We start from the raw sequence: 13,281 nt of genomic DNA, 5'->3' as shown, positions 1-13,281 counted from the left end.
AGGCGACGGCGCCATCGAGGAGGGCGAGATGCCAAGGCGGAACAGATCACCGGTCGCGGCCGGCCCGGAGCAGGTCTTCTCGAATCTGCACGAGGTCGCGGCACGGGTGCGGGACGGACTGTCGTCCGAGATCCCGGAATCCCTGGAGGAACTGCCGGCGGAGGACCAACCGGCCGGCCAGATCGCGCAGTTCGCGCAGGCGGAGCGGGCCCGGGTGCTGACCGCGGGCGCGATCGGCCTGGAGAAGCTCGCCGAGGGGCGCACCGACGAGATCAGCGACGACGAGTCGTTCGGCATGGAGGCGATCGTCCTGCTGGAGGGCCGGCCGGCGATCCTCGTCCAGAACCACGACTTCGCGCCGCAGCAGGGCGACTGGTCGGTGCTCGACGGGCACCGGGCGGCGATCCGGGAGTCGTTCGCGCGCATCGGCCGGGTCGAACTGTCCGGCCACATCAGCCTGGACTGGCTGGGGACCGCGTTCCTGGTCGGCCCGGACACCGTGCTGACGAATCGTCATGTGGCGCTGGAGTTCGCCCGCGGCGACGGCCGCGGCTGGACCTTCCAGCAGGGCATCAGCGCCAACGTCGACACCGGCGAGGAGTACATCGACCCGGTACGCGCCGGCGGTTGCCCGGCACCCGGCGCGGCGAGCCCCTCGTTCGACGTCGTCGAGGTGGTGGGCGTCCACGAGGACGTCGACCTGGCCCTGCTGCGGGTCGCCCCGCCGCCCGGCGGCAGCGCGCTGCCCCCTCCCCTGGCGGTGGCCGCGGACGCCCCGGCCGACCTGCCCGGCCACCCGGTGTACTGCGTGGGCTACCCGGCGTACGACGGCCGGCGCAACGAACCCGAGTCGATGCGCCGGATCTTCATGGACATCTACAACGTCAAACGGCTGCAGCCCGGCACCACCACGGGGCTGGTACCGGACCGGAACGTCATCCGGCACGACTGCTCGACGCTGGGCGGCAACAGCGGCTCCCCCGTCATCGACCTCACCGACCACCGGGTGCTCGGCCTGCACTTCGGCGGCCGCTACGGCCTCGGCAACTACGCCGTACCGCTGTGGCAGCTGGTCGAGGATCCGCTGCTGGCCCGGGCGGAGATCAACTTCGTCTGAGTCCCGCCCGGGCCGCGCCCCGTCCGCCGGTCAGCCGCCGTTCTTGACGAACTCGGTGGTGTAGGTCTTCTTCAGGTCCACCGACGCGTTCTTGAGGTTCGGGTTGAAGGACTTCAGCACCCGCTCCACGGTCGCCGGGCCGTCGGCAGGCATCACGCCGTCCTTGGTGAACATCGGCAGGGTGTCCTTGATCGCCTGCACATAGAGCTCCTTGCCGCCCTGCGCGTAGTCGGCCGGCATCTTGTCGGCGATCTGCTCGGGCGTGTGCGTGGACATCCACTTCAGGGTCTTCACGAAGGCCTTGGCGAGCTTGCGCACGGTGTCCTTGTGGCTGTTCACCCAGTCGGTGTTCATGTAGAGGCTGGACGACGGGTACGGGCCGCCGAGCGCCTCCTTCGACCCCTCCGGCGTGCGCATGTCGATGAGCACCTTGCCCAGGTTCTTGTCGAGGACCTGCGCGACGGTCGGGTCGGTGGTCATCCCGCCGTCGATCGACCCCTGCTTCATCGCCGAGAGGAAGGTCTGCCCGGCGCCGACCGCCACCGGGGTGAACTCGCTGGTCCGCACCCCGTTCTTCACCGCGAGGTACTTGGTCAGGAAGTCGGTGGACGAGCCGAGCCCGGTGACGCCGAGCTTCTTGCCCTTGAAGTCCTTGGCCGAGGTGAGGCCCGCGGCGGCCTTGGTGGAGACCACCTCCACCTCGCCGGGGGCGTGCGCGAACTGCACCACCGACTCCACCTGCTTGCCCTTCACCTGCAGGTCGAGGGTGTGGTCGTAGAAGCCGACGACGCCCTGGACGTCACCGGAGAGGAGCGAGGTGGTGGCCTGCACACCGGCCGGTTCGGTGAGCAGCGTGACGTGCACGCCCTCGTCCTCGAAGTAGCCCAGCTGCTGGGTGAGTCTGGCCGGCAGGTAGATGACCTTGTCGAGACCGCCCACCATGATCTTGATCTTGCCGTTGTCGCCGCCGGCCGCGGCGTCCTGGGATCCGTTGTGACCACAGGCCGTGAGGGTGGTGAGGGCGAGCAGGGCGGAGGCCGCCGCGGCGGTCAGCTTGACGGACGTACGCATGATCAAATCCTTGAATTCATCAGTGGGTTGACGGGAAAAGGAGCGCGGCCGGTCAGCGGCCGTCCGAGGAGTCGGCCGGCTTCCAGCGGAACAGCCGCTTCTCCAGGAACGCCAGCAGCCCCTCGGCGACCAGGGCGACCAGGGCGAGGATCACCATGGCGGCATACACACCGGCCGCGTTGAACGTGCCCTGGGACGCCGAGACCAGCAGGCCGAGGCCCTTGGTCGCGCCGAGGTACTCGCCGACGATCGCGCCGATCAGCGCGAAACCGAAGCTGACATGCAGACTCGTGAAGATCCACGAGGTGGCCGACGGGATCACCACCTGCAGGGTCACCTGACGGTTGCTCGCCCCCAGGATCCGGGAGTTGGCCACCAGATTGCGGTCCACCTCCCGGGCGCCCTGGAACGCGTTGAAGAACACCGGGAAGAACACCAGGACCACGGCGGACGCCACCTTGGACGCCGGGCCCAGACCGAACCCGATCAGGAAGATCGGCGCCAGCACGATCCGCGGCAGCGCATTGAGCACCTTGATGTACGGGCCGAGCACATCGGCCAGGAAACGCACCCGGCCCAGCGCGATGCCCAGCACCACCCCGGCGAGCACACCGATGACCCAGCCGAGCAGCGCCTCGTAGAGCGTGCACCAGATCTGCTCCCACAACGGGCCCTGCGGGGTGCCGTTCAGCGCCCACTGGCTCATCTGGTCCCAGATCCTCGACGGCATCGAGAAGTTGAACGGATCGATGACCTCGGCCCGGGCCAGCCCCTCCCACAGCCCGAGCAGACCGACGAGCAGCAGCACCCGGGCGCCGAACACCAGCAGCCGGCGCCGGCGCGCGGCCCGCGCCCGCTCCCGCGAACGGTCCGCACGGGCACCGGACTTGACCACCGCGACGGGCGCGTGGACGGTCTCAGGCGGCATCGGCGGCACCCCTCTCGCGGGTGATGCGGACCTCTTCGCCGAGCGAGGACCAGATCTCCCGGTAGATCTCGATGAACCGCGGCTCCAGCCGCACCGACTCGACCCGCCGGGGCCGCGGCAGATCGATCTCGAAGACCTCCTTGACGGTCGCCGGTCCGGCCGTCATCACCACCACCTTGTCGGCGAGCGCGATCGACTCCTCCAGGTCGTGCGTGACGAACACGACGGAGGCACCGGTGCCCGACCACAGCTCCAGCAGCTCGTCCGACATCAGCGCCCGGGTCTGTACATCGAGCGCCGAGAACGGCTCGTCCATCAGCAGGATCCCCGGATCGTTGACGAACGTCGCGGCCAGCGCGACCCGCTTGCGCTGGCCACCGGAGAGCTGATGCGGATAGCGGTCCTCGAAGGCCGCCAGCCCGACCCGGGCCAGCCACTCCCGCGCCCGCTGTCTGGCCTCCGCCTTCGGCACCCCGCGGAAACGCGGCCCGGCCATCACGTTCGACAGCACGGTGCGCCACGGGAACACCGCATCCTGCTGGAACACGAAACCGACCGTGTCGCCGATGCCGCGGACCGGCTCCCCGTCCACCAGCACCTCACCCCGGGTGGGCTCCTCCAGCCCGCTGATCAGGGTGAGCGTGGTGGACTTCCCGCATCCCGTGGGGCCGACCACGGCGACGAACTCACCGCGCCCGACGACCAGGTCCAGATCCCGTACGGCGGTGTGCAGACCGCCCGACGGGGTCCGGAACGTCTTGCTGGTGCCCCGTAGTTCGATGGCGGGGCTCAGGTGGCTGTTCATGGCCCGGGACGCTAGGTGTGATCCGGCACACCGACACGCTTCTGGCCACAACCCGCCTTTCTGCGCGCAAACCCTGTTGTGCTCGTTTTGCTCACGCTAGAACAACAACAACATCACCAGGGGGTGCGCGGATGCTCACGCACGGCATACCGTTGCGGGCATCACCCCGTAAAGAGAATGTGTCGGTTCCGCGCGCACGCGGCAGGGGCTCAAGGACGAGGAGAGCATGCGGATCCACTGGCCCCGGCGCGTCTTCGCCCAGGTGCTGACCGCCCAACTCACCCTCACCACCGGCGTGATGGTGCTCGCCACCAGCCTGTTCCTCGCCCCGCTCAGCTCCGAACTCGACGACCAGGCGATGCGCCGGGCCCAGTCCATCGCCCAGACCACCGCCACCGACCCCGACCTCCCCCGCGAAATCACCACCACCCCGCCCGACCGGCACGGGCCGGTGCAGACCGCCGCGGAACGGATCCGCCGGGCGACCGGCGCCCTGTACGTCGTCGTCATGGACACCCACGGAGTGCGCTGGTCACACACCAACCCCGCCGAAATAGGCCGGCACGTCTCCACCGACCCCAGCCGCACCCTCGCCGGACGCGAGGTGCGCCAGATCGACACCGGCACCCTCGGACGCTCGGCCCGCGCCAAGGTCCCGCTGCGCGACCCCCGCGGCCGCATCGTCGGCGCCGTCTCCGTCGGCATCGCCTACGACAGCGTCCACAGCCGCCTGATCGGCACCCTCCCCGGCGTACTGCGCTACGCGGCCGCCGCGCTCGCCGTCGGCGTCCTGGCCGCGGTCGCCCTCGCCCGCCGGCTCCGCCGCCGCACGCACGGGGTCGCGTTCACCGACATCTCCGCACTGCTCGACGAACGCGAGGCGATGCTGCACGGTATCCGCGAGGGCGTGGTCGCCTTCGACCGGCACGGCCGGATCCGGCTGGTCAACGACGAGGCCGGACGCCTGCTCGGACTCGACGCCGGGGCCGCCGGACGGCCCCTGGAGGAGGTCCTGCCACCGGGCCGGACCACGGAAGTGCTCGCCGGACGGGTGGCGGGCACGGACCTGCTGGCCGTCTGCGGCGGCCGGGTGCTGGTCGCCAACCGCGTACCCACCCGGGACGGCGGAGCCGTGGTCACCCTCCGGGACCGCACCGAACTCGAACTGCTCGGCCGCGAACTCGACGGCACCCAGGGCCTGTTGGACGCCCTCCGCGCCCAGGACCACGAACACGCCAACCAGCTGCACACGGTACGCGGCCTGCTCGAACTCGGCCGCTACGACAAGGCCGTCGAATTCGTCACCGAAGTGGCCAGCGCCCACCGGGCCTCCGCGGAACAGATCGCCGAGCGGGTGCACGACCCACTGCTGTCCGCACTGCTCGTCGGCAAGGCCGCCATCGCCGCCGAACGCGGGGTGTCCCTGCGGATCTCCGACGCCACACTGCTGCCGCACGCCGTGGTCGACCCGCGCGACCTGGTGACCGTCCTCGGCAACCTGATCGACAACGCACTCGACGCCACCGCCGAACGCCACCGCCGACAACCGTTCGTCGAGGTCGAGTTGCGCGCCGAGCACCGCACCGTCGTCCTGCGGGTCTCCGACACCGGCCCCGGAGTGCCGCCCGCCCTGCGCGAGCAGATCTTCGCCGAGGGATGGTCCACCAAGACACCCCGCCCGCCGGCCACCGTACGGCCGGCCGGGACCCCGGTCACCTTCCAGCGCGGCCGCGGCATCGGCCTCGCCCTGGTGCGCCGGCTCGCCGAACGCTACGGCGGAATGGCCCGCGTCACCGCCCGCGCAGGCGGCGGCGCGGTCTTCACCGTCGTCCTGCCCGAAGCCCTCCAGGAAGAACGCCCCACCACGTCGCCGCCCACCACGACGATCGGAGAATCACGATGACCACCGGAGGAACACGGTGACCGCCGGAGCGTCACGATGAATGAGCGTCGGAGCGTCAGGATGAATGACCGCCGGAGGGTCCCGACGACCGGAGGCCCCCGATGATCGACGTCCTCGTCGTGGACGACGACTTCCACGTCGCCGAGATCAACGCCGCCTACGTCTCCCAAGTACCCGGCTTCCGGGTCACGGGCTGCGCCCACACCGCCGCCCAGGCACTCGCCGCCCTCGAACGCACCCATGCCGACCTGGTGCTGCTCGACCACTACCTGCCGGACGAGAACGGACTGTCGCTGCTCCGGCGGCTGCGGCAACTCGGCCACCGCACCGACGTGATCATGGTGACCGCGGCCCGCGACGTGACGACCGTCCAGGACGCGATGCGGTCCGGCGCGCTGCAGTACCTCGTCAAACCGTTCGGCTTCTCCGGACTGCGCGCCAAGCTCGACGGCTATGTCGCACTGCGCCGCACCGTCGAGGGGGTGAGCGGCCGCGGCGAGGCCGGCCAGGAACAGGTCGACCGGATATTCGGCGCCTTCCGGACCTCCGAATCCCCGCACACCGAACTCCCCAAGGGCCACTCCGCGGCCACCGTCGGGCTGATCCGCCGGGTCCTGGACGCGGCCCGGGTACCGCTGTCCGCCCACGAGGTCGCCACCCGCGCCGGCGTCAGCCGCTCCACCGCCCAGCGCTACCTCAAACACCTCGAACGCAGCGGCCACATCATCCTGACCCTCAAATACGGCGACACCGGCCGCCCGGAACACCGCTACCACTGGGCGGCAACGGGCTGACCCGAGACCACCGTGGTCCTGGCTTCCTGGAAGACCGCTACCGCTGGGCGGGAGCGGGCGACCCGAGACCACCGTGGTCCTGGCTTCCTGGAACACCGCCACCGCCGGGCGGCTGCGGGCCGGCCCGAGACCCCGGCCCACCGATCACCCGGAATGCCCCAGTCCACCCCCGGGCGGCTACGGGCTTCGCTTCGGTTCCCCGGTCCGGATCGCCTTCCTGGGCATTTCTGCCGTCCGGCCCCGAGGGTGAGGCGCACCCCCTAGCCTCCCGATCATGGACATCCCGACGACCGGCGGGGGCAGCACGGACCCGACCCCCACCCTGCTCGACGCAGCGCAACTGACCGCAGACCGGGATCTCGCGGCCCGCTTCCCCGCCGAGGCCCACCGCGTACTGGCCGACCTGGTACGCGCCGGCGCGCCCCTCGGCTGGGACGCCCCGCCTGCGCCGGACGAGGTGGCCGACCTCATCGCCCGGATCCTGCGAGCCACACGGCACGGCGACGCGGCACTGCGCGCCGTCTACCTCGGCCGCCGGCTGATCGGGCTGGGGTACTGGCTGCGCTACGCCCAGGCGACCAACCGCCAGCACGCCGACCTCGTGAAGATCGCGGTGGCCGCCGAGGCGCACGGCCGCGGCATCGGCAGGTCGCTGACCAGCACTTTGGTCGCCGATGCCCGCGAGGCGAAGATCGAGGTCCTCACCCTCGACGCCCGCGCCGACAACACCCGCGCACTCCGCCTCTACCGCTCCCTCGGCTTCCGCGAATACGGCCGCCTGCCCGCCTTCGTCGCCATGGGCGGCCGCCGCTACGACAAGGTCTTCTACATGCTCGACCTCCGCACGGAAAACCCCACCACCCACCCTCCGCATCCCACCGCGCCTTGACATCCCCTCCCCCCAGGTCCCAGGATCCCTCCGTGACCCCAAACCTGTCAGACAGCCAGACAGCCTCCGCCGGGACCGACGCTTCCGGCAGTTCCAGTGCCGGTGGTCCTGGTGCGTCCGGCGCTTCCGGCGGTCCCGGGGGGCCCATCGCATCCGGTGGTGTGCCCCGCCGCGTCAGCGCGATGGAAGCGGTCCTGCACCATCTGCGCGGCGCCATCGAACGGGGCGAGTACGCGGTCGGCGACAAGCTGCCCTCGGAGGCGGAACTCTGCCGCCGCCTGGAGGTGAGCCGCCCCGTACTCCGCGAGGCCCTGCGCGCCCTGCAGACCATGGGGCTCACCGTCTCGCGCACCGGCAAGGGCACCTTCGTCGTCTCCGGCGGCGCGGTGGCCGACCCCACCTTCGGTGACTACGCGGCGAGCGACCTCCTGGAGGTCCGCCGCCATGTGGAGATCCCGGTCGCCGGATACGCGGCGCAGCGCCGTACCCCGGAGGACCTCGACCACCTCACCCACCTGCTGGAGCGGATGGAACGGGAGACCGACACCACCGCCTGGGTGGCCATGGACACCCTCTTCCACCTTGCGGTCGCCCAGGCCGCCCGCAACCCGGTCTTCCGCCGCGTCATCGAGGAGATCCGCGACGCCCTGGCCCGCCAGTCGGCGTTCCTCAACGAGCTCGGCGGCCGCCGCGAGCAGTCCAACCGCGAACACCGCGCCATCGTCGAGGCCCTCATCGACAATTCCGCCCCCGACGCCGAACAAGCCATGGCCCACCACCTCACCCGCGTGGAAACCACCCTCACCCAAATCGTCGCCGCCGCCCCCAGCCCCTCCCCCGCCCCCGCCCCCGGCGCGGCCCCCACCCCGAAACCCGAGCCCCAGCCGTGACCAAGCACCCCCTCCACGAGCCGTCCCCCACCAGCGAGCCCTCAAAGGAACGCCAACTGCCCGCCGCCCCTTCACCCGGCTCGTCACCCACCAGCGAACCGTCACCCGCGGGCGCCATGGCGCCGCCGAGGAAGGCAATGAGGTCGATGATGAGGGCCAACGCAGCGTCGAACCCGGCCGAGGTGTCCAACCCGCCCGAGATCCGTGAACCCGCCCACGCCCCCCTCGCCCATGTGGTGCGCGGAGGCATCATCGAGGGCGTCCATCACGGCTCGGTCGTGGTGCTGGCGGCCGACGGGAGCGTGCAGTTCCAGGCCGGCGACATCGAGGCCGCCTTCTACCCGCGCTCGGCCCTCAAACCGCTCCAGGCCGTCGGCCTGCTCCGCGCGGGCCTGCCGCCCCTGGACGACGAGGCGCTGGCCCTCGCCGCCGCCAGCCACTCCGGCGACGAACGCCACCTGGCGACCGCCCGTCGCATGCTCGCCACCGCCGGCCTGACCGACGACGCCCTGCGCAATGTCCCGGACCTGCCGTACGGCCCCGCCGAACGCGACGAGTGGCTCCGCCGCGGCCTGGGCCCCACCCGCCTCACGCAGAACTGCTCGGGCAAGCACGCCGCCATGCTGCTGACGGTCCTGGCTCGTGGCTGGCGACCGGACACCTACCTCGACCCGGACCACCCGCTCCAGCGGGAGATCGCCTCGACGGTCGAGGACCTCACCGGCCAGCGCATCGCCCGTGTCACCGTCGACGGCTGCGGCGCCCCGCTCTTCGCGGTCTCCCTGCACGGCCTGACCCGGGCCGCCGCCCGGCTCGGGACGGCAGCCCCCGACACCCACGAGGGCCGGGTCGCGCACGCCATGCGTACCCACCCCGAGATGGTCTCCGGTGCCGACCGGGACACCGCCCGGCTGGTGCGCGCGGTCCCCGGGCTGCTCGCCAAGGACGGATTCGAGGGCGTTCAGATCGCCGCGCTACCGGACGGGCGGGCGGTCGGCGTGAAGATAGCCGACGGCGCCGACCGCGCCCGGATGCCCGTGACGGCGGCCGCCCTGGCGCGCTGCGGTATTGATCCGGACGTCCTCGCCGACTTCGCCACCACACCGGTCATCGGGGGCGGCGCACCGGTCGGGGCGCTGCGGGCGGCGGGGGCCCTGTCTATGCCCGTTTCCGCTCCTGCTTCTGCTCCGGCTCCTGCTTCTGCTTCCGCTCCTGCTTCCCCCTGCAACTCCGTTCCCTAGACGCTTCCTAGACGCTGCCCCCTGTCCCTTTGCCGTCCGCTCCCCGTCCTCTCTTTGCCGCCCGCTTCCTGCCTCCTGACGCCTCCTCATACCCCGGCAACGATTACAGAGCGTGATTGGTTCCCGACTCGGTCACTCTGTGTGATGAATGTGTCGGGGTCCTTCATGGCTGAGGCCTCAGGCTTGCGCCTCGGGTCACGCCAGGTATCTCGGGGCTCGCGCCTCGGGGCTCGCCAGGTCCCCCCGCCTCGGGTCTCGGCAGGTATCCCGGGGCTCGGGGCTCTTCGTGGGGGCGTTGCTGCTGGTGTTCCCGTTCCCTTCCCCTTCCCTTCCTGTCCCTTCCCTCATTCCACTTCGTCGAAGGACGTTTTCGTGACTGCTGCTACTGATCATCGTTGGGAACACGATCTGTTGGGGGATCGGGAGATACCCGTTGAGGCCTACTGGGGCGTGCATACGTTGCGGGCCGTGGAGAACTTTCCGATCAGTGGGATGGCGATCTCTGCCTATCCGCATCTGATCAGTGCGCTGGCTGCCGTCAAGGAGGCTGCGGCGCGGGCCAACCAGGATCTGGGGCTGCTCGATCGGGAGCGGGCGGAGGCGATTGTTGCTGCCTGTCGCGAGATTCGGGTGGAGGGACGGCTGCATGAGCAGTTCGTGGTTGACGTGATTCAGGGGGGTGCTGGGACCTCGACGAACATGAATGCCAATGAGGTGATCGCCAACCGGGCGTTGGAGATCCTCGGGCATGCAAAGGGCGATTACGTCCGACTGCACCCGAACGAGCATGTCAATCTTGGGCAGTCGACGAATGATGTGTACCCGACCGCGGTCAAGGTCGCCACGATCATGGCGGTGCGGGAGCTGGTCGATGCGATGGGTGTGTTGCGGGCGAGCTTTGCCGCCAAGGCTGAGGAGTTCCGCGATGTGCTGAAGATGGGGCGGACGCAGCTCCAGGATGCGGTGCCGATGACGCTGGGGCAGGAGTTCTCCGCGTATGCGGTGATGCTGGAGGAGGACCAGAGCCGGCTGGCGGAGGCGGTGCTGCTCATCCACGAGATCAATCTCGGTGCGACGGCCATCGGTACGGGCCTCAACGCGCCCCGGGGGTACGCCGAGGCGGCTCGCGGGCACCTGGCGGCCATCACCGGGCTGCCGCTGGTGACCGCGGCCAATCTCGTCGAGGCGACGCAGGACTGCGGGGCGTTCGTTCATCTCTCCGGCGTGCTGAAGCGGATCGCCGTCAAGCTCTCCAAGAGCTGCAACGACCTGCGGCTGCTGTCGTCCGGGCCGCGGGCGGGCCTGGCGGAGCTCAACCTGCCGCCGGTACAGGCTGGTTCGAGCATCATGCCGGGCAAGGTCAACCCGGTGATCCCGGAGGTCGTCAACCAGGTCGCGTTCGAGGTGATCGGGAACGACGTCACGATCACGATGGCCGCCGAGGCGGGGCAGCTCCAGCTCAACGCGTTCGAGCCGATCATCCTGCACTCGCTCTCCGAAAGCATCACCCACCTCGGGGCCGCGTGCCGGACGCTCGCCGAGCGCTGCGTGGACGGGATCACCGCGAACACCGAAACGCTCCGGGCGAGCGTGGAGAATTCGATCGGGCTGGTCACCGCGCTCAACCCGCACATCGGGTACACGGCGGCAACCGCGATCGCTCAGGAAGCCCTCGTCACCGGGCGCGGAGTCGCCGAACTCGTGCTGGAGCAGGGCCTGTTGCCCGCCGAGCGGCTCGCCGCTCTGCTGCGGCCGGAGGAAGTGGCGGGCACGGGACGACTGTGAGACGACACCCACGGTGACGACCACGGCTACGCCCACGGTGACACCCACGGCGACGACGACGGCGACGGGAACCAGTCAGGCCAGCACAGCCTGACCTTCCCGGCCCGTCGGCGTCGGCGTCGACACCCGTACGGTCGCTCGCCGGCCGCGGCCACACCACGGGCCGCGGTCACACCACGGAGTGCCGCCCATTTCGGGTGCCGGCCCGCCCGGCACCCGGAACCTCATACCCGGCATAACCCCATACCCGGAATGACCCGTGCCCGGAATAACCCCGTCCCGGAACCGCGCTCCTCGGGTGAGTGGATCAGAATCGTGTACAGGGGTCCTGCGGGGCTCCGTACACGAGATGCTTCGGAGAGTCGGAGAGAGGGATCACATGCGTATCGCGCTGTGCCAGATGACGGCGTCGACCGAGCCGAAGGAGAACCTCGCGGCGGTGCAGGACCACGTGCGGCGGGCAGCGCGGGAGGGGGCGCGGCTGGCGGTGTTGCCCGAGGCGTCCATGGTGCGGTTCGGGGTGCCGCTGGGGCCGGTGGCGGAGCCGCTGGACGGGCCGTGGGCCGAGGGCGTGCGTGCGGTGGCCCGGGAGACGGGGGTGACGGTGGTGGTGGGCATGTTCACCCCGGCGCCTGAGGGGCGGGTCGCCAATACGCTGCTGGCGACCGGGCCCGGGGTCGAGGAGTCGTACGACAAGATCCATCTGTATGACGCGTTCGGGTTCCGGGAGTCCGACACGGTGGCCGCGGGCAGCCGGGTGGTGACCATCGATGTGGAGGGCGTCCGGGTGGGCCTGGCGACCTGCTACGACCTGCGGTTCCCGGAGCTTTTCCGGGCGCATGCGGATGCCGGGGCGACGGTGTCGGTGCTGCCCGCTTCCTGGGGTGCGGGCCCGGGCAAGCGTGCGCAGTGGGATCTGCTGGTACGGGCCCGCGCGCTGGATGCGACGGTGTGGCTGGCGGCCGTCGGCCAGGCCGCGCCGGACCCGCAGGCCGACCCGGAGGTGCCGACGAAGGCGCCGACCGGTGTGGGGCGCAGTGCGCTGGTCGGTCCGGACGGCACGGTGCGGGCCCAACTGGGCGGTGCGCCCGAGCTGTTGGTGGCGCAGCTGGATACGGAGGAGACGGCGCGGGTGCGGCGGGCGGTCGCGGTGCTGGACAACCGCCGGCTGTAGCGCGGGTCAGTAGCAGGTCGCGGACCGGTAGCAGATCGTGAATCCGCAGCAGGTCGCGGATCGGTAGCAGATCGTGAATCCGCAGCAGGTCGCGGATCGGTAGCGGATCGGTAGGTGTGGCAGCCGCCTCCCGCCCCTCGCCGGGGGCGGCTGCCAGGCCAGGGACCCACGGCCGCCACCCCCTCACCCCTCACCCCTCACCCCTCACTCCTCACCCCCAACCCCTCACCCAACCCCAGCCGAGGCCTGAGCCACCCTTCCGTCACCCGCAAGCGCCCCAAGCGCCCCATTTCCTCATCTCCTCATCGCACCGCAGCAGTTGACGAACCGTCATGCAGCCCCAGTCGCAGGTGTTCGACGTGGTAGAGGGCTTGGTCGAGGAGTTCGGCGACGTGGTGGTCGTAGAGGGCGTAGACGATGGAGCGGCCGTTGCGTTCGCCGGTGACGAGGCCGAGGTTGCGGAGCAGGCGGAGCTGGTGCGAGCAGGCGGACTGTTCCATGCCGACGGCGGTGGCGAGGTCGCCGACGGCGCAGGGGCCTTCCTGGAGGCGGGCGAGGATGCGTAGCCGGGAGGGGGTGGAGAGGGCCTGGAGGGTGGCGGCGACGTCGGCGGCGCCTACGGCGTCAAGTCGTTCGCGGGTGGTGGTGGTGCTTTTGTCGTCCATTCCGTGGCCCATGGGGCCA

General features: G+C 70.7%; 12 protein-coding genes. 8 read left to right on the top strand and 4 right to left on the bottom strand.

Features of this window, described 5'->3' with window-relative positions; genetic code table 11:
* Positions 1–28 precede the first annotated feature (28 nt).
* A complete protein-coding gene (locus IG62_RS0110465; RefSeq protein WP_030800177.1) occupies positions 29–1,117 on the top strand; it encodes a trypsin-like serine peptidase in 1,089 nt (362 codons plus the stop codon).
* 30 nt (positions 1,118–1,147) lie between these two features.
* On the opposite strand, the gene IG62_RS0110460 is transcribed toward IG62_RS0110465, so the two are convergent.
* From IG62_RS0110460 to IG62_RS0110450, 3 genes are read right to left on the bottom strand one after another with little or no spacing between them, the layout of a single operon-like run.
* Positions 1,148–2,188, bottom strand: coding sequence for an ABC transporter substrate-binding protein (locus IG62_RS0110460; protein ID WP_030800175.1), 1,041 nt, complete (start codon positions 2,186–2,188; stop codon positions 1,148–1,150).
* Between the two features lie 52 nt (positions 2,189–2,240).
* Positions 2,241–3,116 (bottom strand): ABC transporter permease, encoded by an 876-nt coding sequence (locus IG62_RS0110455; RefSeq protein WP_030800173.1) that lies wholly within the window; start codon positions 3,114–3,116, stop codon positions 2,241–2,243.
* On the bottom strand, positions 3,106–3,921 hold the full coding sequence (locus tag IG62_RS0110450) for an ABC transporter ATP-binding protein (RefSeq protein WP_030800171.1): 816 nt from the start codon (positions 3,919–3,921) through the stop codon (positions 3,106–3,108). The genes IG62_RS0110455 and IG62_RS0110450 overlap by 11 nt, the downstream gene beginning before the upstream one ends.
* Positions 3,922–4,147: 226 nt before the next feature.
* On the opposite strand from IG62_RS0110450, the gene IG62_RS0110445 reads away from it, so the two are divergent.
* The 7 genes from IG62_RS0110445 to IG62_RS0110415 all read left to right on the top strand — a co-directional run bounded on the left by IG62_RS0110445 (position 4,148) and on the right by IG62_RS0110415 (position 12,597).
* On the top strand, positions 4,148–5,824 hold the full coding sequence (locus IG62_RS0110445; RefSeq protein ID WP_030800169.1) for a sensor histidine kinase: 1,677 nt from the start codon (positions 4,148–4,150) through the stop codon (positions 5,822–5,824).
* A 101-nt stretch (positions 5,825–5,925) separates the two neighbouring features.
* Positions 5,926–6,618, top strand: coding sequence for a response regulator (locus tag IG62_RS0110440; protein WP_030800166.1), 693 nt, complete (start codon positions 5,926–5,928; stop codon positions 6,616–6,618).
* Positions 6,619–6,892: 274 nt separating this feature from the next.
* Positions 6,893–7,507 carry a GNAT family N-acetyltransferase gene (locus IG62_RS0110435; RefSeq protein ID WP_030800164.1) on the top strand — a complete coding sequence of 205 codons (615 nt, stop codon included), beginning with the start codon at positions 6,893–6,895 and terminating at the stop codon, positions 7,505–7,507.
* A 182-nt stretch (positions 7,508–7,689) separates the two neighbouring features.
* Entirely contained in the window at positions 7,690–8,397 is a 708-nt protein-coding gene (locus IG62_RS0110430; protein ID WP_051797853.1) for a FadR/GntR family transcriptional regulator, read from the top strand.
* A 149-nt stretch (positions 8,398–8,546) separates the two neighbouring features.
* Entirely contained in the window at positions 8,547–9,638 is a 1,092-nt protein-coding gene (locus IG62_RS0110425; protein WP_420711057.1) for an asparaginase, read from the top strand.
* Between the two features lie 372 nt (positions 9,639–10,010).
* The gene (gene aspA / locus IG62_RS0110420) at positions 10,011–11,423 is read left to right on the top strand and encodes an aspartate ammonia-lyase (protein WP_030800158.1); all 1,413 of its coding nucleotides are present in this window, start codon (positions 10,011–10,013) and stop codon (positions 11,421–11,423) included.
* 379 nt (positions 11,424–11,802) lie between these two features.
* On the top strand, positions 11,803–12,597 hold the full coding sequence (locus tag IG62_RS0110415) for a carbon-nitrogen hydrolase family protein (protein WP_030800156.1): 795 nt from the start codon (positions 11,803–11,805) through the stop codon (positions 12,595–12,597).
* Between the two features lie 302 nt (positions 12,598–12,899).
* Here the strand turns inward: IG62_RS0110415 and IG62_RS0110405 are convergent, their stop codons facing one another.
* Positions 12,900–13,274, bottom strand: coding sequence for an ArsR/SmtB family transcription factor (locus IG62_RS0110405; protein ID WP_030800154.1), 375 nt, complete (start codon positions 13,272–13,274; stop codon positions 12,900–12,902).
* Positions 13,275–13,281 lie beyond the last annotated feature (7 nt).

The sequence above is a fragment of the Streptomyces sp. NRRL S-337 genome (genome assembly GCF_000720175.1).
Classification (GTDB): domain Bacteria; phylum Actinomycetota; class Actinomycetes; order Streptomycetales; family Streptomycetaceae; genus Streptomyces; species Streptomyces siderophoricus.
This window is presented reverse-complemented; position numbering and strand designations above follow the sequence as displayed.